This is a genomic window from Borrelia puertoricensis (genome assembly GCF_023035875.1).
Classification (GTDB): Bacteria; Spirochaetota; Spirochaetia; order Borreliales; family Borreliaceae; genus Borrelia; species Borrelia puertoricensis.
Window position 1 is genome coordinate 1 of sequence record NZ_CP075396.1, and the last position, 25,182, is coordinate 25,182.

Below are 25,182 nucleotides of genomic sequence, written 5' to 3' on the forward strand. Positions count from 1 at the left end.
TTTATAATTTGTTAATAGTATAAGTCTATTGACATTTATTTTTTGACTAAAGTTTCTATCATTTTGCACATAGTTGCTCTCTTTTTGTACATAGTTGATATCGCAATGAACATAGTTATCTTCCCTTTTTATTAGTTGTCACTAAATTGTACATAGTTACTATAAAAATATACAATAGTTGTCTCTGATTTATACTAGAGTTGTCTTATTTATAAATAAGTTATATATTTCTATATTATGTATTTCTAAAGCAAATATAAAAAAATAGGGTTCAATTTATATTTAAACCCTATTTGACTTAAACATCATACTCTCAAAAAGCAATAAAATTATTAATTACATATTGCTTTATCGTAAACATGGTATGTATTACTTTTTATCAAAACCTAATGCTTCATGTGTTCTCTTTAAATTATCAAAATCTTCCTCTACCTGTTTCATTGAATTCCTAAGTTTACCCATCTCTGATTCTACTTTAGCACACATATCATCTGCATGACCCAAACTCACTTTTGCATCTGATATATAATAATAATGTATACCATAATAACCATTTAACCTTATCTGTGCTGAGTGCCTTAAAGCAGACTCAGTAGAATTCTTTGCATGCTCAGCATAACTTTTTGCATTTTCTAATGCATTAAATTGCTCCTTATACCACACCATTGCAATATTTTTACTACTCTTAACCTTCTCAATTGCTTGATGTAAATTTATCTTCACATTTTGATCAATACCATTTCCATTAGAACCTCTTGCCCTATCAAGATCAGAATTAGCTTTAATAATATTAGCTTGCATACTCTCAATCTTTGATAATGATGCACTTACCTCTCTATACATTGCCTCAATAGTTACTAATTTACTACTAACTTTGCTATTAATTTCATTAACCTCATTATCGTAACTAACAAGATAAGATTCTTCCTCTTCAGTTAACCTATTATCTTGGGATATAGACTGTTGTTGTCCCACGCTCTCTTTAGGTCTTTCCTTTTTAAGCTCTATCTCAATACCTTTTTCTTGTAAATTTTTTTGATTTATCTTTACACCCTCTTCACTCTTTACAACAATATCTACTTGCTCTTCTTTAATTTTTTGCCTCTCTTCTCTAGATTTTAAATCTTCTAACTTTTTATTTTCTTCTACAAATTTTTCTCTTGATTTGTCTAGCAATTCATTAAGGGCATTTATATCACATGATAACAAACATAACAATGTTAACATACATACTGATAAAATACTTCTCTCCATATCTCCCTCCTGGGACATCAAATAAATTAATAATGATTATTATATAAATAATAATCATTATTAATTTAAAATATATATCACCTTATCTAAAATACAAATTATTTTAATTAAAATTCTCTTTTTTTTTTATTCTCTCTTACTATACAAGTATTTACTTATTCTCTAAAATCCATAGATCCCAAAAAAGACACAGTATTCATTTTTACACTACCATTATTATTTATTTAAAACTATTCTTTTTATCTTGATATTGTTAGGTTATGATTTTGGTGCAAACAACTATACCCCTAGATAATTTCTAAAAGGATCAAAAATAGATTAATATCAATTAGTATAATTTTATATACATGTATAACTAAGAAAACATAGCCCCTGTTTGACCTTTTAAATCACAAGAAAATCTTATACTTTAAATGACCTTTATTTTTACTACTGCCTTTACCTATAAGTCTTTATTTTAAATTTCTTCAAATCCAATAGCCTTTACAAATATTTATCCTATTGATTAACTATAGCTTGCCAACAAAACATGATACGTTAACATAAAACTTAAACACCGCCTCCAATATTCTTGCACCACGACTCCATATAATCAACAAGATCTATAAAGCCTTTATTTCAAACCTTATATTCCTTATTTAATAAATCATTAAAGGCATTTATATCACACGATAACAAACATAATAATGCTAACATACATACTGATAATATACTGCTCTTCATATTTCCCTCCTGGGATATTAGATTATTTAATTATTGAATCTCGATATTGAAATATAATAATTATAATAAAATAAAATTAATTACATACCAAACAAAACTAATCTCATAATACTTACTTATACCTAATTAATAGGGAACTGCATAAAAGTTACTGTCTTATATTTAGTACAAATATTTAATCTACTAAAATTAAAAAAAGGAAAACGGTTCTTATTTAAAAGAAGAGTTTTCCTCAAATGACTTTATTTAGTGATATTAATAATTTTTTATTGTTTCTGGCTACCGGTTGCTGCTTCTGTAGGTGTAGTAGAATCTGCAGATTTATCTTCTTGTGTAACTGTAGCAAGAGCTTCACTAATTGACTTTAATCCATTATCAACAGTATTTCTTATTGCTATTATTAGGGTACTTAAAGTCTTACCAACAGCACTAGCAGCAACTCCTTTAGCAGACTCAGCTTCAGTCTTATTCGCAGCAGTATCCTTAACAATAAATTTACCATCCTTAGCCATTGCTCGCAGTGCAATACCAGCAGCAATAACTGCATCTTTCTTTGCTGAATCTCCAAGTTGATCCTCATTATCAGTAGAAGTACCCTTAGCTAAAGCCAAAGCAGCTGCATCCGTAGCCTCACTAACTTTACCATCTTTCTTAGCATCAGCATTAGCAGCAGCAATAGCTTGCAAGATATCAGCACCAGTTACGGCCCCAATAGAAGCACTAGCAGCAGCAACATGTTTATCTTCAGCACCTTTTGATGCCTCATTTTTAGCCCCAAATAACCTACCAATATCTTTCTTATCATCATCAACTGGAGTAGTTTTATCTGCTTTTGGATCTCCTTCTTTTAAAACCAAATCAACAATAGTTTTTATTCCTTTAACTAGACTCTTTATACTCTCTGCATCAGGACCATTCCCAGCAGAATCAGATTTCACGACTTCACCAACAGCTCCACCAATAGCCCCTTTAGCAGCTTCCTTTGCACCAGCAGCAATCTTGTCTAATGTGCCTGTAATAAACGTATCAACAACTTCCTTTACCTTTGAATATTTACCATTCTCTGCCACCACAGTGTTTAATTTCTTTTTAACTGTATTCATCGTTGTCTCGATAGAAGTGAAATACTTACCAATATCTTCCTCCTTTTAGTCTCAGCCTTAATGCCAAAGACCCCAGCAACCATATCAGAAAGAGAAGTAAAAACATCTAAGAACCCTTTACCTAAATTAGCAATAGAAGTTAAAAATGTGGTTTTAGGATCCTCAGCACTAGCAGTACCACTCCCACAGCTAAGAAGTAAAAATAAAGTCATCAATAAATGCACATAAAGTAATTCTTTTCATTATCACGTGCCTCCTTATTACCTCAAGGGGAATAAACGAATAATAAGCTTTGATAAACATAAAAACAAAAACTAAGAACATAGGCACTATAATCTTAAAGATATTGAGCATGATATAACAATCAACTATGTTGATTGTTATTAATAAATAATTAAATAATTCCGTAAAAAAATAATTGACAGAAAATCAATTAAATAAATTTACTTTACTAATAATGACATTAATGCTAAGAATATTCCTATATTAAGTGTGATAAGGGTACCAAACATCCAACCATGAAGTCTTAATGTACTCTTAAATTCTGATGCGGTTTTATCAAGTTTATTATCAAGATCCATCCTATTAATTTCCATATCTTTTCTAACAAGAGAAACCTCATTGCTAACATTATTAATCTTATTATCAAGTTCATTAAATTTAGTATCAATCTTATTATCAAGCTCCTTAATGTCTGATTTTAGTTCACTTCTAACATTGTCAATCTTGTTATCAAGTTCATTGAATTTAGTATCAATTTTATTATCAAGTTCATTGAATTTAGTATCAATTTTATTATCAAGTTCATTGAATTTAGTATCAATTTTGTTATCCAGGTCGGTTTTGACAGATTTAATCTCAGCGTGTAAGCTTGACTCTACAGATCTAATTTCAGATTGTAGAAGCGCTTCAACTTTTTCAATCTTAAGATTAAAGTTACTCTCAACGGTATCTATTTTTTTATCGAGTTCATTAAATTTAGTATCTATTTTGGTATTAAGTTCATCCTTAACACTACTAATCCCATCTTCTAAATGTTTCAATTTTATATCAAAGTTTTCTTTTAAGAATTCAATATCTTTGTAAGTCAGCTCATTACGATAATATCTATAAGACAAATCAATAGCAATATCTCTCTTAATACCGGCTTTAGTAAGTTCAGCTATAACCATTTGTTGAGTAATAACAGGCTGTGCAAGTCCCATAAAAAACTCCTTATGTAATTATTATATAATATTTTAAGTATTATAGAAACCTTATTTTAGTAAAATGAGCTTTAAGAGTACGCATACTTAGAGTCAATAACATATATGATGCTGACAAGCTATCTAATGAATTATCATCACTCTTACCATCTCCTTTGTACTTATAAATATCAGATATAGCTGACTTACTTGAATAATCCATAATACTAAGTTTAGATGTTGCAAATGGCTCTATTAACGTAGCAATTTTAAACTTATGACTCATACCTTCTCTAAGTTTAAGAAACGTTTTAATCACATTCCCATGCCCAGAAATATCATCCCTATCTTCAACATATAGTTTGTGTACATTAAGGTTTGTAAGTATAGTTTTAATTGTATTTAACACACCAAGATCACCTACTGGTAACTTTTCTTGAAAAATAAACGCATAATAACTTTGATCTACTCGCTCCAAAACACAAAGGGCTGTATTATCTCCTCCTATACTATATGCAGGATCTAAATATGCTATTGGGGATATAAATTCATGCTTACTTGTAAGATTAACATTGGTAAATATCGCATCACAGGACGAGACCCATTCTCCAAGTAGAACCCTTGCTTTATATGTTGGAATGTCCCTGTAAATCTCTTCTTGTGTTTTAATAAAATCTGAAGGTATTAATTCATTATCATATGTTGTAAAGTTATATGTAAAGTAAATTTTTGTATTATCAATATAATTCCTTTTAAAGAAATGCTCCGGGCTGTCAGGATTGGTATCAAATATAATTGCCTGCATTCCTACTCTAAGCCTTTTTAAACATTCTATTAATGTTTCTTTATGCAGTGTAGTTGCTTCATTAACGTAAATAAGCGCCGAATTAGACCCTCTAAACCGTTCAAAATCACTCACCTTATCTCCTCCATACAGATTAACTTTTAGTGAGTCTATTTCAAAATATGATGTGTTAGAAAATTTTGGCTTAAAGGATATCTTAAGCATACTAGCAATCTTTTCAAACTGCCCTAAAACATTAATCTTTAATCATTTTTGTGAATTACCCAAAATAAAATTATTTGTATCTTCCTTGTATAGATGTCTATTCTTAATTAGAGTTTTGAGATATAAATAACAAGCCAAAAATGTTTTTCCACTTGCTATATCATCAGATAAAATGATATTGGTTTCTCTATGTTTCTCAATACTATTTAAAACATCATGTTGATTTGAAGTTAAATATTTACTTGCAAATCCTTTAAAATCAATTATTATCTTATTTGGTTTAATAAAAGACGTAATATCAATATCAAATGAACGTTTATATTCTCTTTGCATCTCTCTAAATAACGGTAACTTGTATATATCCACACTATATCCTCTAGATTGTAAATTTATTTTGTGAATCAATATCAGTAGCTTTTAATTTAACCATTACTTGATAAAGTAAATTTATTTGCTTAAGTTCCTTTGCACGTTTAACATTATTAAGTTCTAATATCTTATTACTAATCTCTTCATTATCTTCATTACCAAGCTCTCTCTTAAGATCTATAATCTGACTCTCTAATATCTCTATCTCTTGACTATAAGATTTAAGTTCCAATTCCAAATATCTCTTAAATGAAGCGGTAAACTCAATTCCTAACTAATTTTTGACTATACTGAACTGGCTTTTAATATTACTTGCTTGCAAATTACTCTCAGATGCCCGAATTAAAATATTAATTAGTGTATCTTTACTTATTGTTAGTTTGGAAGCACTATCCATATTATTAACATCTCTACTTTCCCATTTACGTCTCATCTTACACATATTAGCACGACTGACTCCCATATCTTTTACAATATCACTAAGCCTATCTTCATTAAAATACACAATATAATCATCAAATGACTTCTTTTCTCTATTCATCTTTCTTTAACCCTGTTTTAAGTAAACTCAATTTAATTTTTGTTAACTAATTTTAACATAAACTATATAACACAAGTAATAAGATTATAAAATCTATACAATATTAAAACAATATATTATTATATTAATAATTAATTAAATAAATTAATAAGGAGAATCTTTATATGAATAAATATATAAAATTAGTGATAATTTGTAGCACACTGCTGTGGTGATAATCAATCTCTAATAACAGAAGAACAACGAATAGCAAAAACAATAAAAGAAAACATACCAAAAGGAATAGATGCATCAGCAAACACAATACAAGCAACAATAATAGCAGAAGAAAAACGAATAGCAGAAGAAAAATTTAAATCTTTCATAAACGCATTTGATTTCGCATATAGTCATCATAGTTCAATAATCAACCACCAGTATAAACAAGGATACACAGACTTTAAAACATGGCTTGAAAATAATCCACAAAAACAAAAAGAATTGGCTGATGCGTTTACTGAAGCTTATGATTTCTTAGAGGAACAAAGAAAAAAACATGCACCTAACGAAAAGTTTGATGAATATATAACAAATGCTATTCTTGCTAATGATGGTAATGGTAAGATTTCATATAATACTCAAAACGGTAAATATGGAAACACCGTAGCTCAATACTTTGAGGAAAGGACGTTTGGGGGAAATTCTATAAGTATCTTCTTTGCAGCACAGCTTATAGAAAGTATAACCACATCATTCAAAACCAAAAGCAATGAAAAAACTTTCGAACATGTTATAGCAAACATATCATATCAAACAAGTCAGTTGAAACAATACTGGCCAGAGGAAACAAATTAGTCACAAGAAACAATAGAATTTAATAAAAGTAAATTAAGATAGTAGCAAATCTATTATCTTAATAATAAATAAGTTTTTAAGTCAAATAGTGGATAAAATAGAGAATTTAAGAAAAGAGATTTAAAAAGAAATGGGTAAAAGGATTAAGAAAGTGTGTAAGTAAACATTTTGTTAACTTGAGGTTAACATAGAGAGAGAAGTTAAAATATAACACAGAAGAATGCCATTGCAAAAAGAGAATTAGGCAAACAAGCAATATAAAGTAAAAATAAAAGTATTTGTAAGGAAAAGGAGAAAGAGTACTAGATATATTCCCTAAGTTCTCAAAAAAATAACATTTATATTTATTACAAATACGTATAACAGCATATTTTATATACAATGAAGACCTTTAAAAATTGACTCTACGTATAAGTATTTGCTAATATTTTCATATACCTCGATACTACTTCCCATTTCAAAATTTTTACCAACTTCAAAGTAAAGACATAATTTGACCTTTAAGTATTTATTTACAAAAAATTATTTGTTAAACTTTAAGTTTTAATAATTATTTGATTTATAATAAATATAAATTATTCAAGATTTAACCAATATTTCAATTTTTATTTATAAAAGTAACAAACTAAATCTTAATCAAGCATAAATATACGCTTAGACGTTAAAGAACACTAAATTGCAAATTTTTATACTTTTCTATGTAATAATGAATACATAAAAAATGACACCCCCATTGCTTTCTTTGTACAATTCTTATATCTTAAAGACCTATTAACCACAATTTAGTTGACTTTCATAACAAAGATAATAAAACCTTCGGTTTTTTACAAAAAAAACACAATCACAAAACTAACCTGGCTAAAAAATCCCTTTCAACGCTGCTTCCCACCTCCATTAATCTCAAGTTGACTTGATTTTACAAATTTTAAAAATTCGAACTTAAAATCTACATCACATAGCTCCTCATATACAAAACTATTTTTCAAAAAATCCCTGATAATATCACTAAGCTTGTATAACTCAATATTTTTAATATCAATATCACTATTTGACTTTAAAGATTTGGCAATACTAATTACATCCCGCTCCAATCTTGAAATATCAACCATTACATAACTAATAAAATCATCACTCTTATCAATTACACAGTTGACCAGCTCACCACCTATGATAAAAAATAAATTTCCCTTATCTAAACCTGTACAGAGTAGCTGCATTTGTACTTGAACATAATACTTGAAGAAATATTTATCTTCTAAAAAATTAGAAAGTCTATTGTATTCAAAAGCAGCACTTTTTAAGTAAAAATTATCAATAAATTTGATCTCAAGTAACTCGGCTTCGCAATCGCTGTTCACAAACCATCCATCAATTATCAAACCAACTAATGTCTCACAGTCCTTAATTTTTTAAAGTAATTACATTTATCAATACCGTTTGCATATTTGTTTTTATGTAACACCTCAATATTACCCACGTGCATACGCACAAATTCTTCAAATCCTAGGTTTTCTAGCTCCTTTCCCTTTCTCATGCTCAAGTTATCTTCAAATGGTATTTCCCTTCCTATAGCTTTAAGTATTCGCTCTCGCATTAATTTTTCTAAAGCACCAGCACCACTAAACATGCTTCCAACTTCACTTGCTCCCATACGCTTTAACGATTCTCTTTGCATACTAAAGTCAACCTTACTATTAAATTTAAAACATTCATTCTTACCAATTTTTGGTAATTTACGTCCTACCTTATTTATTTTACTTAACTGTTTTTGTTTACTTTTAAGATTTTTTTGACTTTGATATGCAAAAGATTCAAAACCCTTAAACACCATTTGTCCGTACAAATCAAATTATTGCATCCCCACCTCTGATCTTTACTCATTTATCTTTGTTACATCTATCATATTTAAACTCCTATAATGTACTTATAACAAAAAAATTGTTTTTGTTAAAACTTTTGATATATTTTTTTGTTAAATTCTACAAAATATATTTTTATTATAAATGGGTTTACTTTTCAACGGGTATTGCACTATCATAGTTAGTAGTAAATTCATAAAATAGGAGACTTGAATGAGAGGCACAAAAAAGCCAATTTATAAAAACAAACACCAACACAAATTAATCGTTTTAGTATCAACATTAAATTACGTGAACTTAAATCTTAATCAATACTCTCAAAGCAACATACTTTATTACTTTAATAACAATATGAAAAAGAATGACCAAAAACCTATTAAACTTAAAACTCTACAAAGTTATCTCTATAAATTAGAAAAAGTATTTAAAGTGACAATTAATTATCACAGACATTTGGGTGTTAACATGGGGACTGAAATTTATTATGAACTTAAATACTCTAAAAAAGAATGTTACCGAATAATCAATAAACACTTTAGAGATAAAAAAGAAGAAAGACACAAAAATCGTGTTAGTGCATATCTTGAAAAGACTTGCACTAAAAATAGCAGTGTAGAAAAATGGGAGTGTATTAATAATATTTATAATAATAAAGAAGAAGATAAGAACAGCATAAAATCTATAGAAAAATCACAAGTAAAAAAATACGCTAAGAAATGCAATTTTAAATCAAATGCTTTCCTTTCTATTTTGAATTTAGAAGCGAACAAAGATTTTAAAATTCAATTACTGAAAGCAATTAAAATAACTGAAAATAGTGGGTACAAAAGAATAAATGATATTAAACCAAATAACAGTAAACTTGAAAGTAAACAAAAAGAATTAAGTAAAATACTAGACGAAATAAAAGCTGATCTAGAGAATGAAGGGTATGACACCAAGCAATTAGAAACCCAAATACAAAATGTGTATGAACAATATAAAAATAAACCCCACTTTATCATAGAAAAAGATAAATACAATGATTTAAAAAAGATAATAGGAAAACTTAAAAAAATAGTTAAACACATTAAAAAGAACGCACAAGAAAATGAGAGAGATATTAGAGATAATATCTTTAGCATACTTCTTGAACAATTAAGACATAAAGTAAACATGTCGGTTTTGGTACCAATATTAAAGAATTATTTAAGCAAACAGAACAAATTAGAATATGACAAGGTATTTAGTAACCATTACTACTATGAACTTCTAGAGTTAATGGAAGATAATAAAAGTTATTTACAGTTAGAAAAATCTAAAAAAATTACTAGTTAAGGATTAGTTATGAAGAATGTATTAGAACGCCTTAAAGAGAAAAAGTTAGAAATTAAGGATAAAAGAGATAAACCTATCTTTATTAAGATAGAAAGTAAAAATAACAAAACTTTATATCACACAAAAGTTATGACAGATTTTTATGCATTCGGAGTCAATAAAAAACAAAGTAAATTCTTTATTTTGCTTAGGAAGTTATTTAATAGAAAAGAAGCAGAATTTTTTAATCTATTTCCTGCAAGAGATGATGATAAATTTTTAGGTATTTTTTATGGCTATAAAAAACCAATAAAGAATGTTGTAACAAGATATGAAGAGAATGGGGTTATGAAAGCATCTACATTTTCAAAAGTTTATTACATAGAATTTAGATTTAAAAAAGGAAGTGTGTTTTGTTATCTTGTGGGAATTTCTTATTTACTTAGAAAAGATAAAGTAGATACGAATTATTGCAAATTTTTAGTTGATAAACTTGCAAACTTAGAAAAAGAAGTATATGAATTTTACAATAAAAAATTACCAAATGGAGGTCTTATAACCAAATGGATAGAAAAAAACCTAAAATAATTAGTATTGCAAGTCTTAAGGGAGGTGTTGGAAAAAGTAGTACCGGACTAATATTTGCAACGCTTTTAAGCGAAAATTATAAAGTACTTTTAATAGATATTGATACACAAGCTTCAATAACAAGTTATTTCTTTAATAAAATTAAAGCAAAAAATATAGATTTAGCAAATATTAACATATACGAGGTATTGAAAGAAGATTCTTTAGAGATAAACAGTGCAATTATAAGTATCGGTAATAATTTAGATCTGATACCTAGTTATTTAAGCTTGCATAAGTTTAATCAGGAAGCCATTTCATTTAAAGAATTAAGATTGAAAAAGAGATTAGAATCTTTACAGGATAATTATGATTATATATTAATTGATACCCCACCGAGTTTAGACTTTACTTTAATAAATGCTTTAGTAAGTAGTCATTATATATTAGTGCCAATAACAGCTGAAAAATGGGCAGTTGAAAGTTTAGATTTATTAGAATTTTATTCTAATAAAATAGGAGCTAGCATACCTACTTTTATACTAGTAACTAGATTTAAAAAAAATAATACCCATAAACATTTGCTTGATATTTTACAATCCAGGGATGATTTTTTAGGAACTATATCTGAAAGAGAGGATTTGAATAAAAGGATAGCAGAAAACAGTGTTTTTGATTTAAACAAAGATTATATATATGAATACCAAAATGTACTTAGATGTTTTTTAGATAAAATGGAAATTACATTATCTTTTGGATGGAAAATATAATGGAGATTTTGAATAAAAGAAAGAACAAATTTCCGGCACCGGAAAAAAGATTAGTTTCAGGAGGTTTAAATATGCATATACAATTGAATAAAAGAGATTTGTCTAATGAAAGTGATGCATTAGTTAAGTATAAATCATTAAAGTCAAAGTTAGTTATTAACTTTAAATCTGAAATCTGTTCTAGGATAGAAACAATGAAAGTTTTAAAAGAAATAAAAGATAATGAGTATTATAAGCTCGATGGTTACAAGAATTTTGAAGATTTTACAAAAGATTATAAATTAGCCAAAACTCAAGCCTATGATTACTTAAAGATTGCAAGTGCTATAGAAGAGGGTATTATTGAAGAAAGTTTTTTAGTAGAAAACGGGTTTAGACAGACATTGTTTGTTTTGAGGAACAGTGAAAGTAAAACATTAAAAAAATCAAGAGTAAATCCAATCAAACCGTTGAGGTTTCAACTTAAAAATCAAGAAAGTTATGATTTTTATAAGCAAAATCCAAAACTTACGGGATTTATATTAGATAAGCTTTTTTCAAGTGAAAAGAAAATCTTGGAAAAATTTGTAAATGAATTTAAAATCGTAAAAGATGAACAGTAAGAAGTGTTTATGAATAATTTATCACATAAGATATGTAGAGCAGAAGATTTGAGGATGGGGTTCTTAAAAAGGGATTTACTGAAGCAGTAATATATAGTATTTTACACTTTATTTCTATTTTAGGAGTACCAATAATTATATCTATGATTATGTCTTTAATAAGTAAGTTTTTTATGGGGTAAGAAAGTTATTAGTAAAGGGTTGATTTTATTTGCAATTTGTTGTATTTTAGTTATTGTTAGTAGTGCTATCATTTTAGAACTACCTATTTTATGATCACCACAGTGAGCCTTAGAGCTTAGTTAAGAATTCTTTTAGAGTTTTTAATTAAGCTCTAAATTTTTTTTGTTAACGGTGTTGAAAATTTTTATTTTTTGTTATATATTTGTTTTTAGTAATTCATAAAGTAGGGGTTTGATATGACAAATGCAAATAAAATAACAAAGAATAAAAATCAAAATACAAAAACTAAAATGCGTAAAGCAGTTAAAAAGCTAAGTAAAAAAGCAAAAAGAAAAGTAACAGATATAATAATAAATGATCAAAGTTCAGTAACAAATGAAAATCAATCAGGGAGAAACTTTCTAAAGTCTTTACACAGTCTGCAAATGCATTTAAGTAGTGTTGCTAAGAACCTTAATGGATATGGAATATAAGTATCAAGATTTTAATGAGATAATCAGAGAAATAAAGAATGTTATAAAAATCAATAATCTAGATATTTATTTTATATAATGTCCAACTATAAAAAATTTTGATTGTGATTTAGTTAATATTATTACAACAACATTTTACAGTCCCAAGAGTGAATATGGAGAGTCATTTGATACACTTATTTACACAGAAGAGTTTTCTTCTCTAGGAATAAAGAATCAAAATACATTATCTCAACTTGTAGGTTCATGCATAACATATCACGAAAGATATGCTCTTGTAGGATCTCTTTCAATTGAGAGTGAAGTTGACACTGATGCTAGCTCTTTTAAAGTAAAAAAGGTATTAATAGTAAAGAAGTAAATACTAAAAGGGTAACTAAAGGCATAACAGAAAAGCAAACTACAAGCCATAAATCTGTAATTAAGCTTGATAAGCTTCTTAAACGTATACCTGCTAAGTATAATTATTACAAGAATTTGTTACAAGCATCTGAAAGAATGCATTAGGTATTAGATGAGACACCTTTTGATAATTTAGAAATAATATATAAGTTTTTACTACAATTAAAAAATGATAATTATTCTAATATACTCAAGTTTTTTGAAACTAAACCAGAGCTTAAAACTATAGAATATTGAATTGAGCTTGTAAATAATTATTTAACTTATTTTATCTCTTAATGAGAACTTAGATTACTTTCATTGCAGAGTTCTAAGAGTAGATTCTTAAAATCTCTTATTAGTTTAAGTAATGATTTCTTAAATGTTTTTACTTCCCTTACTGATATGGTTTGAGGGATTTTAGTTTTTAATACTAATACTAAGAATTCTGATGTTGGGAACTACTTTAAGACCGTTCAGGATATTCTTTCATTTACTGAGACAGCCCTTGAGAAAATTGTTGCTGACATGAAATCTGAGAATAATCCTAATTCAGATGCTACTGATATCTAATTACTAATACTCTTGATAAAATAATCCAAGGGGCTAAAACTGTTAGTGAAGCTATTGGTACTGATGCTAATGACCTACTTGGTAATGTTACTGCTGACAATAATGGCGTTACTGCTGGAGCTGGTATTGATAGTCTAGTAAAGTGTATTAAATCAATTATAGATGTGGTACTTAAAGACAAAGGGAATCCTGAAGTGAGGGATGATAAAAAGGCTGAAGATGGTAATAGCACAAGGAATAATGATGGTGTGGGTAAATTGTTTGATGGTAGTATTGGAGCTGGTTCGGATGATAGAAAAGCAGCAGCTGATGCTGCTAAGGTGCTGCTAAGGCTATTAGTGCTGAGGATCCTAAAACCACATTCTTAACTTCTATTGCTAATTTGGGTAAAGGGTTCTTAGATGTTTTTACTTCTCTTTCTGATATGATTACTGGGGCCTTTGGCATTAAAACTGACACTAAAAAGGAAGATATTGGTAACTATTTCACTTCTATTGAAAAAACTATGACATCTGTTAAAAAGAAGTTACAGACGGAAGTTGCTAAGAATGGGAATTACTCAAAAATTAAATCAGTTGTTGATACGTTTATTACTGAGACATTAGATAAAATTGCAGAAGGAGCTAAGACAGCTGCTAGTGGGGCTACTAGTAGCGATGCTATTGGTAATGCTGTTAAAGACCAGGAGGCTACACCAGTAGACGCTATAAGTGTTAATCCCCTTGTTAAGGGGATTAAAGAAATAGTTGGTGTGGTTTTAAAAAAGGGTGAAGGAGATGCAAGTGCTACTAAGACTGGTAACACAGAGCAAAAATCAATTGGTAAGTTGCTTGGTAAAAAGGATGATGGTACAGAAGCACATGCTGCTGCAGCTAGTGCATCAATAGGCGCAGTAACTGGTGCTGACATCTTGCAAGCTATTGCTAAATCTGCTGAGGCTGCTAATAATGATGTTGGGATTGATCAAGCAAAGAATGCTGCTGAGATTGCTGCTGCTAACAAAGATGATGATAAGGAATTTGGCGATACTTTAAAAGATAAAGATGCAGTTATTGCTGCTGGAATAGCATTGCGAGCAATGGCTAAGGATGGTAAGTTTGCGGCTAAGAATGACGATAAATCTGCCAATGCAGTAAAGGGGGCAGCTGCTAGTGCTGTTGGTAAGACTTTAAGTACTCTTATTATTGCTATTAGAAATACTGTTGATAGTGGGTTAAAGTCAATAAATGCAGCTCTTGCTACAGTTAAACAAGAAGATAAGTCTGCAGATTCTACTACACCTGCAGAAGCAGCAACCGGTAGCCAGAAACAATAAAAAATTATTAATATCACTAAATAAAGTCATTTGAGGAAAACTTTTCTCTTCATGAGAGTCGTTTTCCTTTTATATGTATCTTGCCCCCTTGAGTAAAAAAGGAGGCACGTGATAATGAAAAGAATTACTTTATGTGCGTTATTAATGACTTTATTTTTACTTATTTCTTGTAATACTTCAGGAAAAAATCTTACAGATGATGAAGTGGCTAAATCTGATGGCACTGTTATTGATTTAGCTAAAATAACTAAGAACATCAAAGACTCTGTCGCTTTTGCTAAGAGTGTTAAAGAAATTCATACTTTAGTTAAGTCTATTGATGAACTTGCTAAAGCTATTAAAAAGAAAATTCAAGCAGGTGGGCTTCAAGACGATAATGATAATTTAAATGGAACATTACTTGCAGGGGCATATCAAATAATATCTGATGCAGACTCTAAATTGACAGCTTTGGAGGGCAACGCTGAAAAATTTGCTGGGATGAAGGATAAAGTTACTTCTGCTAAGCAAAAAAGTATAGCATTTTTAAATAAATTGAAGTCAGAAAATGCTACTCTTGGGGTGGCTTCAGCAGCTGTTTCTAGTGCTAATGCGAAGGAAGCCATAGATAGAAATAATGGTTCTAAGACTAAAGGAGCGCAAGAGCTTAGTGATTTGAATACAGCAATTGATGCGTTGTTAGAGGCTGCTGAAGCGGCAGTAACAGCTGCAATTAGTGAGCTTACAACTCCTGCTAAACCCTCTAACTAAGGATAAATTATTATAAGATTAATTTTAATTGATGGTAATTTTCTTATAAAATAAAGTCTATAAATAATAAGCTAAGAGTTTTCTTCTCTTAGCTTTTTTTGTTCTTTTATTTCTTTATTTACTTCCTTTATTACTTTGTTATACTTCCTTAAGATTTCTTATGATTACTTTTATCTTTTAGACTTATATTTATTCATTGATTTTATCTTGTTTTATCTCTTAATGATAGTTTAAATTTCTTGCCTTTACTTTTTAGCTGTGTCAGTGGCAGTACTAATTCTGAGGATCCTAAAACCACATTTTTAACTTCTATTGCTAATTTAGGTAAAGGTTTCTTAGATGTTTTTACTTCTCTTTCTGATATGGTTTCTGGAGCCTTTGGTATTAAAGCTGATACTAAGAAATCTGACATTGGTAAGTATTTCACTTCTATTGAAACAACTATTAACACATTTAAAAAAAAGTTACAAGATCAAGTTGCTACTAATGGGAATTATGCAAAGATAAAGGAAGTTGTTGATACTTTTATCACTAACACATTAGACAAGATTGCAGCAGGGGCTAGAGAAGCTGCTAAAGGAGCTGAGGGTAATGACCCAATTGGTAATGTTGCAGCTGCTGGTGCTAATAATGCTGGTGGTACTGGAGGGGATGTTATAAGCTTGATAAATGGAATTAAGACTATTGTTGAAGTGGTTCTTAAAGGCAAAGGAAATGCTGAAGCAGGGGATTCTAAGAGATACTGTTGATACTGGTTTAAAGTCAATTAGTGATGCTCTTGCTACAGTTATACAAGAAGATAAATCTGCAGATTCTACTACTCCTGCAGACGTAACAGCTGGTGGACAATAAATAATTATTAATAAAATATACATAACTAAATAAAGTCATTTGAGGAAAACTTTTCTTTTCATAAGAATTGTTTTCCTTATTTTATTTTATTTAACAAAGTTTTAACCATTTTGACCCTGAGTAATAAGGAGGCACGTGATAATGAAAAGAATTACTTTATGTGCGTTATTAATGACTTTATTTTTACTTCTTAGCTGTGGCAGTGGACAACAATCACTTGATTCTGCTAATGGTGGTGGGGCAGCTACAGGAGGGAGCAGTTTAAGTTCAGTTCTCATGGATATAGGTAGAAGTGCTGAGAATGCTTTTTATTCATTTTTAGAGTTACTATCCGGTACATTAGGCTTTACTGCTAAATCAACTACAAAGAAGAGTGATGTAGGGGGTTATTTTAACAGTCTAGGTGCGAAGCTTGGACAAGCATCAGAAGAGTTAGAACAAGTAGCAGTTAAAGCAACAGCAGGTATTGATACAAGCGATGCATCTAAAAATCCTATTAGAGTAGCTATTGATTCTGCTAAGGCTACTTTAAACACATTAAAAACTCATTTAGACTCTTTAAAAGATATAGGTGATGCTAAAGTAGTAGGAGATGCAGCAAGTGATGCTGCAGGAACAGCTGCAGATGAAACTGAATTAAAGAAAGCATATAATTCATTGAAAGGAATAGTGGAAACAGCTACTACAGAAGGTATTTCAAAGCCAAAAGTAGGAGCAACAACATTAAAAGTAGATAATGCAGATAATAAGGATGGTGCTAAAATATTGGCTACAGACAACAAACCAGCAGCAACTGATGCAGCTAAGGCAGCAGCAATACTAGCAACAGTAAGTGGTGAAGAAATTCTAGACTCAATAGTTAAATCAGGAGAAAGTGATGCAGCACTAGCAGCAGCTGCAAATGGAAGTACAACTGCCATTTCTTTTGCTAAAGGAGGATCAGCTGCTAATTTAGCAGGTGCAGATACTGCAAAGGCAGCAGCAGTAGCAGGAGGGGTAGCATTACGTTCTTTAGTTAAGACAGGTAAATTAGCATCTGCAGCAGCTGGACAAGGAGGACAAGGAGAAGCGCAAGGAGTAAGAATAACCGCGGCAAATAAGTTATTAGTAGCGGTAGAAGATCTAATTAAAAAGACAGTAAAGAATGTTCTTGAGAAAGCAAAAGCAAAGATAGATGAGGCAAGAGCTCCAAAAGAAGCAGGTCAGAAGTAAAATAGATAATTAAATTATTAAGTAATTAGAGTAAAAGGCAATCTTAGAGATAACTCTAGGATGCCCTCTTTTTTTGTTGTAATTAAACTTAAGAATTTAAATTGGATGCTGAATCTAAAAATACTTGCTTTGATTCTTTAGTTAAGATAGGTCATGGGTTTTACGAGATTTTTGGTAATGCTATTGGTGATGCTTTGGGACTTACAGCAGTTAAATCCGGTGACAAGAAAAGTAAGGTTGGTGAACACTTTAAGACTGTAGGAAATGGACTTACAACTACTAAGGAGAAGTTAAAAGAGCTATCAGATGAAATATCTGGTGCAAAAAATGTTAATGGGAGTACAATTAAATTAGTTGAGGATGCTATTAAAGGTGCAAATGATGTTTTTGTAAAACTAATTGACTCTGTAACTAAATTATCTGGTGTAACTAATGATGGTAATCCAATTGGTGATACTGCTAGTGCTCCTGAAATAGCTGCCGATAAAGATAGCGTTGAAACTGTTATTAAAGAAGTTAAAGCTATTATTGAGACCGCTAAAGAATCAGGCGTAAAGATTGATGCTGGAGAGGCTGGTAATGCTGTAGAAAAAGGTGATGATAAGGCAGGAGCAGTAATTGTTGGTAAAGATAATAATAATGCCCCTGCTGCTAATACTGGTCCTGCTCTAGCAGCTGAAGTTGCTAAAGCAGACCCATGGGCTATGATTGACAAAATTAATAATACTAAGGTTACTGATGCTGCTAATACTGATGACAATAATGATGCTGCTACACTAGCTACTAAATTACCTAATGCTGCGAATAAGAATGGTGCGGTTACTAATGCAGACTTAGCAGCAGCCGTAGCTCTTAAGGCTATGACTAAGAATGGTAAATTTAGTGCTAATGCTGCAGATACTGATGTAGTTAAAGCTGCTGCTGTAACTGCTGTAAATAAGGTTTTAGGAATACTTGACTTGATAATTAGGAAAACAGTAGTAAGCCATCTAGATAAGATAAGAGAAGCTATTAAGGGAATACAGTACTCTGAGATTACTACTGAAACAACTGAAACTAGTTCTACTCAACCTACTGCTACTAAATAAATTATCTAATTAAATAATCTAAATAAAGTCATTTGAGGAAAACTTTTCTATTTGTAAGAATCGTTTTCCTTTTATTTGTATGTTTTGCCTCTGTGAGGTAATAAGGAGGCACGTGATAATGAAAAGAATTACTTTATGTGCGTTATTTTTGACTTTATTTTTGCTTATTTCTTGTAATACTTCAGGAAAAGATCTTAAAGATGATGAAGTGGCTAAATCTGATGGCACTGTTATTGACCTAGCTAAAATAACTAAGAACATTACAGACTCTGTTGCTTTTGCTAAAGATGTTAAAGAAATTCATTCTTTAGTTAAATCCATTGATGAGCTCGCTAAAGCTATTGGCAAGAAAATTAAAACAGATGAGACAGGTGTTTTAGAGGCTTCTACAGCTGATCAAAATGAACAGTTAATTGCAGGGGCATTTCAAGTAATATTGACTGTAGAAACTAAATTGAAATTATTGGAAGAACCATCAGCTAAAATCTCAGATGCATGTAAGAAAAAGGTTACTGAGGCCAAAAATGCAAATGATGTTTTATTAACTAAATTTAAAAGCTCTGCAAAGGATAATGAAAGTGTTAAAAAAGATGCAGAAGCAAAAAAAGTTATAGATAGAACCGATGCTTCTGCTACTGACCTTAAAAAATTAAGTACAGTCATTGATGAGTTGTTAAAATCTGCTAACTCAGCAGTAGAATCTGCAATTAATTCGCTTACAATCTCTGCTAAGTCTTAATTAAGAGATAAATTATTATTATAAGATTACTTTTTAATTAGTCGTAATTATCTGATAAAATAAAGTCTATAAATAATAAGCTAAGAGTTTGCTTCTCTTAGCTTTTTTTGTTTCTTTAATTCTTCCTTTATTTGCTTTGCTACTTTATTTTTACTTCTTAGTTGTGGCAGTGGCAGTACTAGTGCTCAAGATCCTAAAACCACATTCTTAAACTCTATTGCTAATTTAGGTAAGGGGTTCTTAGATGTTTTTACTTCTCTTTTTGATATGATTACTGGGGCTTTGGGTATTAAGGCTGAGACTAAGAAATCTGACATTGGTAACTATTTCACTTCTATTGAGACTACTATGAACACAGTTGAAGAGAAGCTGCAAGCAGAAGTTGCTAAGAATGGGAATTACTCAAAAATTAAAACAGTTGTTGATACGTTTATCACTGACACATTAGACAAGATTGCAGCAGTAGCAAAAGAAGCTGCTAAAGGGGCTACTGGTGGAGTTGTTGGTGATGTTGTGAAATCTGATGCTGCTGGGAATGGTGCTGATGCAGAAAGTGTAAAAATTTAGTTGAGGGTATAAGTAAAATTGTTGCTTTAGTTATTACAGAAGATAATGGACAAGCAGATAAAACTACCCCAGCTGATGATGATAAAAAGAATATTGGTAAGTTATTTGGGGCTAAAAATGAGGCTGATAATGGTGGCGCTGAAGAGAAACATGTAGCGGCTGCTAGTGCTTCTATTGGTGCTGTAAGTGGTTCTGACATATTAAAAGCTATTGCTGCTGCTGATTCTAATGCTACGAAAGATGGTAAAGTTAATGAAGCTAAGGATGCAGCTGCTCTGGCTTTAGCTAAGGGTACTTCTACTGATAATGATGATCAACTTGGAGATTCAGCAAAGAAGGATGCAGTAATATCAGCAGCTATTGCACTGCGGGCAATGGCTAAGGATGGTAAATTTATTGTTAAGGATACTGCTGCGAATAAGACTGAAGCTGATGCAGCTAAAGGAGTTGCTGCTAATGCTGTGAACAAAAATTAAGTACGTTAATAATATCAATAAGGAATACTGTTGATGGTGGTTTAAAAAAGATAAATGAAGTACTAGCTACAGTTAAACAAGAAGATAAATCTGTAGAGACTATTGAATCTGTAGAAACTGAAAATAAAAAGTAACAATAAAGAATTTTTAATAATAAAAAGATCAGTACTAAATAATAAAGTCATTTGAGGAAAACAATTCTTATGAAGAGAAAAGTTTTCCTCAAATGACTTTATTTTTACTTATATCTTGTAATACTTCAGGAAAAAATCTTAAAGATTATGAAGTGGCTAAATCTGATGGCACTGTTATTGATTTAGCTAAAATAACTAAGAACATAAAAGACTCTGTTGCTTTTGCTAAAGATGTTAAAGAAATTCATATTTTAGTTAAGTCTATTGATACACTAGCTAATGCTATTGGTAAGAAAATTCATAATGATGGCACTCTTACTGATGATGGTAGTACTGATAAAATACTTCATTGATGTCAGGAGTTTATAGTATTGTGTTAGATATAGATAAGAAATCAAAAGCTTTAAGCGTTTTGGGCTCTTTTAAAGAACAAATTTTGGATGAGAAAGTAATTAGTTTTACAACTGCAACTAAAGCATTTTTGGATAAACTCAAGAGCAAACATGCTGAGTTAGGGGTTGATCAAGGAGCTACTACTAAAGATAATGCACAAAAAGCTATAGATAGAACTAGTCAGCCTAATGGAGATAAAGGAGCTGAAGAACTCGGTAAGTTGAATACAGCAATTGATGTGTTGTTAACGGCTGCTGAAGCTGCAGTAACGGCTGCAATTGATGAGCTTACAACCCCTACTAAACCTTAATTAAGATATATATTGTTATTATGAGATTAGTTTTTCATCAATCGTAATTATCTGATAAAATAAAGTCTATAAATAATAAGCTAAGAGTTTGCTTCTCTTAGCTTATTATTTATAGACTTTATTTCTTTCTTTACTATTTTGTCATACTTTTTATGATACCTTTGATTTCTTTTTTCTTTTGGTCCTTATATTTATGCTTTGATTTTATCTTGTTTTATTTATTAATGATGTTACTTATTTTACTTTTTAGTTGTGGCAGTGGGACTACTAGTGCTGAGGATACTCAGGGTAGGTTCTTAAAGTCAGTTATTAGTTTAGGTAATGACTTCTTAAATGTTTTTACTTCACTTTCTGATATGGTTGGAGGGGTTTTAGGGTTTAATACTACTACTAAAAAGTCTGATGTTGGGAACTACTTTAAGACCATTCATGATACTCTTTCATCTACTAAAACATTCCTTGAGAAAATTGTTGCTGATATGAAGTCTGAAAATAATCCTAATGCTGCTACAACTGAGACCGCCGTTAACAAACTAGTTAGTGAAACACTTGATAAGATAATACAGGGTGCTAAGACTGCTAGTGAGGCTATTGGTGATGCTAGTGACCTGCTTGGTAATGTTGCTGCTCAGAATAACGGTGGTGCTGCTGGTACTGAAGTTGATAAATTAGTAAAAGGTATTAAATCAATTGTTGATGTAGTACTTGGAAAAGAAGGTAAACATGATGCTGGGGATGATAAAAAGGCTAGTGATGGCAATACTGCAAGAACTGCCAATGGTGGAACTGATGAAGCAGGTAAGCTATTTGGTAATGCTGCTATTGATAGTGCTGATAATGCAAAGAAATCAGTAGCTGATGCTGCTAAAGCTGTTGGGGCCGTAACTGGGGCTGATATATTACAAGCTATGGTTAAGGATGGTAGTGATGCTAAAGCAGCTAATGCTAAAGATGGAACTATTGCAGGTGCTATTGCATTAACAGCTATGGCTAAGGATGGTAAATTTGCTAATGATAATGTTGGAACCGCGGAGGTTACTGTTGCAGTTAAGGGAGCAGCTGTAAGTGCTGTGACTAAAGCATTGGGTACTCTAACTATTGCAATAAGAAACACTATTGACTCAGGACTTAAAACCGTTAAAGAAGCAATGAAATTTAATCCTACTGATACCCCTTTAACTACTGATAATACAATCTCTTAAGTTAATAAGAACTGTTAGAATTTAATAACAAATAGATAACTAAATAAAGTCATTTGAGGAAAACCCTTCTCTCTTTATGAGATTCGTTTTCCTTTTATTTATATCTAGTTCCCCTTAGTAAAAGGAAGGACTATAATATGAAGAATGGATTAATTGAGAGAATTAAAATTTAAATATAAGTATACTTATGACTTTATTTTTACTTCTTAGCTTTGGCAGTGGTACTATTAAGATGGAGGATCCTAAAACCACTATCTTAACTTCATTAGTTAAGATAGGTCATGGGTTTTACGAGATTTTTGGTATTTTTGGTAATGCTATTGGGGATGCTTTTGGACTTACAGCAGTTAAATCGGGGGACAAGAGAAGTAGAGTTGGTGAACACTTTGATAAGATAAAACAAGGTTTAGGTGATACTAAGGAGAAGTTAAAAGAGCTATCAGGTGAAATATCTGGTGCAAAAAAAATGCTAATGGGAGTACAATTGAAGCTGTTAAGAGTGCAATTAACAGTGCAAATGATGTCTTTGAACAACTAATTTCTGCTTTAACTACACTTGCTGGGGTAACTAATGATAGTGCTGTTATTGGTGATAATGCTGATGCAGCTCCTGGTGCTGCTGATAAGATTAGTGTTGAAGCTATAATTGAGAATGTAAAGACAATTATTGATGTAGCAAAGAAATCTGGAGTAGAGATTGAAACTGGAGCTGCTGGTAATCAAATAGCTACTGCTAATGCTGCTACTGATGCTATTGCTGTTCTTGGAGGGCATACTGCCAAGGCTACTCAAGGAGCTGGTGATAAGCTAGCAGCTGAAGTTGCTAAAGCAGATCCATGGGCTATTATTAATAAAATTAAAAATACTACTGCTACTACTCCTGCTAAACTTAACGGTGCCAATAATGAAGCTGGAGCACTTGCTGCTTCTAATGACAAGGCTGATGCTGCAGCTGGTGCTAAAAGTAATGCTGACCTAGTAGCAGCAGTAGCCCTCAAAGCTATGACTAAGAATGGTAAATTTAGTGCTGTTGATGCTGATAAAGATATTGTTAAGTCGGCAGCAGCAAGTGCTGTAAATAAGGGACTGGGAATACTTGACTTGATAATTAGGAAAACAGTATTAAGCAATCTAGATAAGATAAGAGAAACTGTTAAGGGAATACAGTACTTTGAGACTACTACTGAATCCACTGAAGCTAGTTCTACTACTCAACCTACTGCTACTAAATAAATTAGCTAATTAAATAATCTAAATAAAGTCATTTGAGGAAAACAATTCTTATGAAAAGAAGAGTTTTCCTCAAATGACTTTATTTTTGCTTCTTAGCTGTGGCAGTGGTACTACTAATGCTGAGGATCCTCAGAGTAGATTCTTAAAGTCTGTTATTAGTTTAGGTAATGACTTCTTAAATGTTTTTACTTCCCTTTCTGATATGGTTGGAGATGTTTTAGGGTTTAATACTACTACTAGAAAATCTGATGTTGGGAACTACTTTAAGAAAGTTCATGATACTGTTTTATCTACTAAGACAGCCCTTGAGAAAATTGTTGCTGACATGAAGACTGAAAATAATCCTAATGCAGAGGCTACTGATACCGCTGTAAAAGCTCTAATTACTAATACTCTTGATAAGATAATACAGGGCTCTAAGACCGCTAGTGAGGCTATTGGTTCTGATGATAACCCAATTGCTAACGTTGCTGATCAGAATGCAGGTGCTGCTGGTGATGTTGATGGTTTAATTAAAGGAATTAAAAGTATAGTAGACGTTGTACTTAAAGAAGGTAAACATGATGCTGGTACTGATAAAAAGGCTGATGGTTTGACTGTAAGAACTGCCAATGCTGGTAATGGTGAAGCAGGTAAATTATTTGCTGCTAATGCTGGTGATGATGCTAATGCAAAAAAGGTTGCAGCTGATGCTGCAAAAGCAGTTGGAGCAGTAACTGGCGCTGACATATTACAAGCTATAGTTAAAGCTGATAAAGCTGCTACTAAGTTAGCTAAGGGCAATGATGGTAACGCTGGTGCTGATCCTAAGGATGCAGAAGTTGCAGGAGGAATAGCATTAAGAGCAATGGCTAAGGATGGTAAATTTGCTGGTCCTACTGCTGAGAGTGCTGATTATGCTACTGCTGCTAAAGGTGCAGCTATAAGTGCTGTAAACAAGGCTTTGGGTACTCTCACCATAGCAATAAGAAACACTATTGATGTGGGTCTTAAGACTGTTAAAGATGCTATGAAAATTAATCCTGATTCTACTACATCTGCAAACGCAACAGCTAGTGGACAATAAATAATTAAATCAATACTAAATAATAAAGTCATTTGAGGAAAACTCTTCTCTCTTTATGAGAACCGTTTTCCTTTTGTTCTTATGCTGACCAAAATTTTTTAACTATCTTGCCCCCCTGAGGTAA

General features: G+C 31.0%; 22 protein-coding genes and 8 pseudogenes. 21 read left to right on the forward strand and 9 right to left on the reverse strand.

The features are described from left to right. Positions 1 to 369: 369 nt before the first annotated feature. The 7 genes and pseudogenes from bpuSUM_RS08480 to bpuSUM_RS08515 form a co-directional block, all read right to left on the reverse strand. Positions 370 to 1,254 (reverse strand): hypothetical protein, encoded by an 885-nt coding sequence (locus bpuSUM_RS08480; protein ID WP_247067924.1) that lies wholly within the window; start codon positions 1,252 to 1,254, stop codon positions 370 to 372. A 989-nt stretch (positions 1,255 to 2,243) separates the two neighbouring features. Further along, a pseudogene (locus tag bpuSUM_RS08485) lies at positions 2,244 to 3,292 on the reverse strand (variable large family protein). A 231-nt stretch (positions 3,293 to 3,523) separates the two neighbouring features. Further along, positions 3,524 to 4,285 carry a Bdr family repetitive protein gene (bdr, locus tag bpuSUM_RS08490; RefSeq protein WP_247067926.1) on the reverse strand — a complete coding sequence of 254 codons (762 nt, stop codon included), beginning with the start codon at positions 4,283 to 4,285 and terminating at the stop codon, positions 3,524 to 3,526. A gap of 40 nt (positions 4,286 to 4,325) precedes the next feature. After that, a pseudogene (locus bpuSUM_RS08495) lies at positions 4,326 to 5,639 on the reverse strand (PBSX family phage terminase large subunit). A gap of 10 nt (positions 5,640 to 5,649) precedes the next feature. Further along, entirely contained in the window at positions 5,650 to 5,874 is a 225-nt protein-coding gene (locus tag bpuSUM_RS08505; protein WP_247067940.1) for a hypothetical protein, read from the reverse strand. Between the two features lie 42 nt (positions 5,875 to 5,916). Next, positions 5,917 to 6,183, reverse strand: a complete 267-nt coding sequence (locus bpuSUM_RS08510; RefSeq protein ID WP_247067942.1) for a DUF603 domain-containing protein — start codon at positions 6,181 to 6,183, stop codon at positions 5,917 to 5,919. A gap of 218 nt (positions 6,184 to 6,401) precedes the next feature. Then, a complete protein-coding gene (locus bpuSUM_RS08515) occupies positions 6,402 to 6,548 on the reverse strand; it encodes a hypothetical protein (protein WP_247067943.1) in 147 nt (48 codons plus the stop codon). Between the two features lie 40 nt (positions 6,549 to 6,588). Between bpuSUM_RS08515 and bpuSUM_RS08520 the strand changes: the two genes are divergently transcribed. Then, positions 6,589 to 7,017 carry an Mlp family lipoprotein gene (locus bpuSUM_RS08520; protein WP_347343314.1) on the forward strand — a complete coding sequence of 143 codons (429 nt, stop codon included), beginning with the start codon at positions 6,589 to 6,591 and terminating at the stop codon, positions 7,015 to 7,017. 872 nt (positions 7,018 to 7,889) lie between these two features. Here bpuSUM_RS08520 and bpuSUM_RS08525 read toward each other — a convergent pair. Both bpuSUM_RS08525 and bpuSUM_RS08530 read right to left on the reverse strand, forming a co-directional pair. After that, positions 7,890 to 8,396 carry a hypothetical protein gene (locus bpuSUM_RS08525; RefSeq protein WP_247067945.1) on the reverse strand — a complete coding sequence of 169 codons (507 nt, stop codon included), beginning with the start codon at positions 8,394 to 8,396 and terminating at the stop codon, positions 7,890 to 7,892. 5 nt (positions 8,397 to 8,401) lie between these two features. Then, positions 8,402 to 8,848, reverse strand: coding sequence for a hypothetical protein (locus bpuSUM_RS08530; protein ID WP_247067955.1), 447 nt, complete (start codon positions 8,846 to 8,848; stop codon positions 8,402 to 8,404). Between the two features lie 241 nt (positions 8,849 to 9,089). Between bpuSUM_RS08530 and bpuSUM_RS08535 the strand changes: the two genes are divergently transcribed. The 20 genes and pseudogenes from bpuSUM_RS08535 to bpuSUM_RS08620 all read left to right on the forward strand — a co-directional run bounded on the left by bpuSUM_RS08535 (position 9,090) and on the right by bpuSUM_RS08620 (position 25,058). Further along, positions 9,090 to 10,193: a plasmid maintenance protein gene (locus tag bpuSUM_RS08535; protein ID WP_247067957.1), complete on the forward strand. Its 1,104-nt coding sequence runs from the start codon at positions 9,090 to 9,092 to the stop codon at positions 10,191 to 10,193. A gap of 9 nt (positions 10,194 to 10,202) precedes the next feature. After that, on the forward strand, positions 10,203 to 10,760 hold the full coding sequence (locus bpuSUM_RS08540) for a DUF226 domain-containing protein (protein ID WP_247067959.1): 558 nt from the start codon (positions 10,203 to 10,205) through the stop codon (positions 10,758 to 10,760). Further along, positions 10,736 to 11,509, forward strand: coding sequence for a ParA family protein (locus bpuSUM_RS08545; RefSeq protein WP_247067961.1), 774 nt, complete (start codon positions 10,736 to 10,738; stop codon positions 11,507 to 11,509). Before bpuSUM_RS08540 ends, bpuSUM_RS08545 begins: the two co-directional genes overlap by 25 nt. A 71-nt stretch (positions 11,510 to 11,580) precedes the next feature. Continuing rightward, positions 11,581 to 12,111, forward strand: a complete 531-nt coding sequence (locus bpuSUM_RS08550) for a chromosome replication/partitioning protein (RefSeq protein ID WP_247067971.1) — start codon at positions 11,581 to 11,583, stop codon at positions 12,109 to 12,111. A 419-nt stretch (positions 12,112 to 12,530) separates the two neighbouring features. Next, positions 12,531 to 12,767, forward strand: coding sequence for a hypothetical protein (locus bpuSUM_RS08555; protein ID WP_247067973.1), 237 nt, complete (start codon positions 12,531 to 12,533; stop codon positions 12,765 to 12,767). A gap of 178 nt (positions 12,768 to 12,945) precedes the next feature. Then, positions 12,946 to 13,128, forward strand: a complete 183-nt coding sequence (locus bpuSUM_RS10105) for an ERF family protein (protein ID WP_430644680.1) — start codon at positions 12,946 to 12,948, stop codon at positions 13,126 to 13,128. 344 nt (positions 13,129 to 13,472) lie between these two features. Further along, a pseudogene (locus bpuSUM_RS08560) lies at positions 13,473 to 14,047 on the forward strand (variable large family protein); the annotation flags it as partial. A gap of 17 nt (positions 14,048 to 14,064) precedes the next feature. Then, a pseudogene (locus tag bpuSUM_RS08565) lies at positions 14,065 to 15,036 on the forward strand (variable large family protein); the annotation flags it as partial. Positions 15,037 to 15,150: 114 nt separating this feature from the next. Then, positions 15,151 to 15,786, forward strand: a complete 636-nt coding sequence (locus bpuSUM_RS08570; protein ID WP_430644676.1) for a Vsp/OspC family lipoprotein — start codon at positions 15,151 to 15,153, stop codon at positions 15,784 to 15,786. A gap of 239 nt (positions 15,787 to 16,025) precedes the next feature. Further along, positions 16,026 to 16,511, forward strand: a pseudogene (locus tag bpuSUM_RS08575) (variable large family protein); the annotation flags it as partial. Then, positions 16,501 to 16,638, forward strand: coding sequence for a hypothetical protein (locus tag bpuSUM_RS08580; RefSeq protein WP_247067975.1), 138 nt, complete (start codon positions 16,501 to 16,503; stop codon positions 16,636 to 16,638). The pseudogene bpuSUM_RS08575 and the gene bpuSUM_RS08580, both read left to right, overlap by 11 nt. 141 nt (positions 16,639 to 16,779) lie before the next feature. Beyond that, positions 16,780 to 17,850, forward strand: a complete 1,071-nt coding sequence (locus bpuSUM_RS08585; protein ID WP_430644677.1) for a variable large family protein — start codon at positions 16,780 to 16,782, stop codon at positions 17,848 to 17,850. 98 nt (positions 17,851 to 17,948) lie between these two features. Then, positions 17,949 to 18,938 (forward strand): annotated as a pseudogene (locus bpuSUM_RS08590) (variable large family protein); the annotation flags it as partial. Between the two features lie 118 nt (positions 18,939 to 19,056). Further along, on the forward strand, positions 19,057 to 19,677 hold the full coding sequence (locus tag bpuSUM_RS08595) for a Vsp/OspC family lipoprotein (protein WP_247067977.1): 621 nt from the start codon (positions 19,057 to 19,059) through the stop codon (positions 19,675 to 19,677). A 129-nt stretch (positions 19,678 to 19,806) separates the two neighbouring features. Beyond that, a pseudogene (locus bpuSUM_RS08600) lies at positions 19,807 to 20,854 on the forward strand (variable large family protein). 92 nt (positions 20,855 to 20,946) lie between these two features. Beyond that, complete coding sequence (locus bpuSUM_RS10000; RefSeq protein ID WP_347343312.1) at positions 20,947 to 21,207, forward strand: Vsp/OspC family lipoprotein; 261 nt, start codon at positions 20,947 to 20,949, stop codon at positions 21,205 to 21,207. Between the two features lie 20 nt (positions 21,208 to 21,227). Continuing rightward, on the forward strand, positions 21,228 to 21,557 hold the full coding sequence (locus tag bpuSUM_RS10005) for a Vsp/OspC family lipoprotein (protein WP_347343313.1): 330 nt from the start codon (positions 21,228 to 21,230) through the stop codon (positions 21,555 to 21,557). 224 nt (positions 21,558 to 21,781) lie between these two features. Continuing rightward, positions 21,782 to 22,759 (forward strand): variable large family protein, encoded by a 978-nt coding sequence (locus bpuSUM_RS08610; protein WP_247067979.1) that lies wholly within the window; start codon positions 21,782 to 21,784, stop codon positions 22,757 to 22,759. A gap of 187 nt (positions 22,760 to 22,946) precedes the next feature. Further along, positions 22,947 to 23,992: pseudogene (locus tag bpuSUM_RS08615) on the forward strand (variable large family protein). A 73-nt stretch (positions 23,993 to 24,065) separates the two neighbouring features. Beyond that, positions 24,066 to 25,058, forward strand: coding sequence for a variable large family protein (locus bpuSUM_RS08620; RefSeq protein ID WP_247067981.1), 993 nt, complete (start codon positions 24,066 to 24,068; stop codon positions 25,056 to 25,058). Positions 25,059 to 25,182 lie beyond the last annotated feature (124 nt).